Below are 561 nucleotides of genomic sequence, written 5' to 3' on the forward strand. Positions count from 1 at the left end.
GATATACAAATGCCGGTAATGGATGGTTTAAGCGCGTTTGAACTCTTAAAAAAATGTGGCTTTAATAAACCAATTTTTGCGTTAACTGCCAATGCAATGAGCCATGAGATCGATAATTACTTAGCAATGGGATTTACCGGCTACTTAAGTAAACCAATCGAGAAAGAAACCTTCTATCGTACACTGGCATCACATTTAAGTGAGCCAATAATGTTACCGTTAGCTAATCCAGATATTAGTGATTTGGTAAGCAGTTTTATCGCCAGCTTTGATGACGAAATTAAAGCCTTGGCTCAGCACGTTAAAGAAAAGAATTTTATTGAATTACAGCAAGATAGTCATCGTATTTTAGGTGCTGCGCAGATCTTTTCATTAACGAATGTCGCTAAGGCTGCGATGAATTTAGATAAAGTCTTGTTAGCAAAAGATCAGCAACCGACAGATGTACAGATAACAGAGTTAGTTAACCAATTAATCGAGCAATTATCACAACACTTATCTAGCACTACAACGAGTTAATAACTTAACCCGATTATTATTTAAAACGAAAAAATGCCTGTA

1 protein-coding gene is annotated in these 561 nt (G+C 35.8%); it reads left to right on the forward strand.

Features of this window, described 5'->3' with window-relative positions:
• A partial coding sequence (locus CWB85_RS21625; protein ID WP_138556000.1) for a response regulator occupies positions 1 to 519 on the forward strand: 519 nt, incomplete at its 5' end.
• Positions 520 to 561: the final 42 nt, after the last annotated feature.

The sequence above is a fragment of the Pseudoalteromonas sp. S1727 genome (assembly GCF_005886375.1).
GTDB classification, from domain to species: domain Bacteria; phylum Pseudomonadota; class Gammaproteobacteria; order Enterobacterales; family Alteromonadaceae; genus Pseudoalteromonas; species Pseudoalteromonas haloplanktis.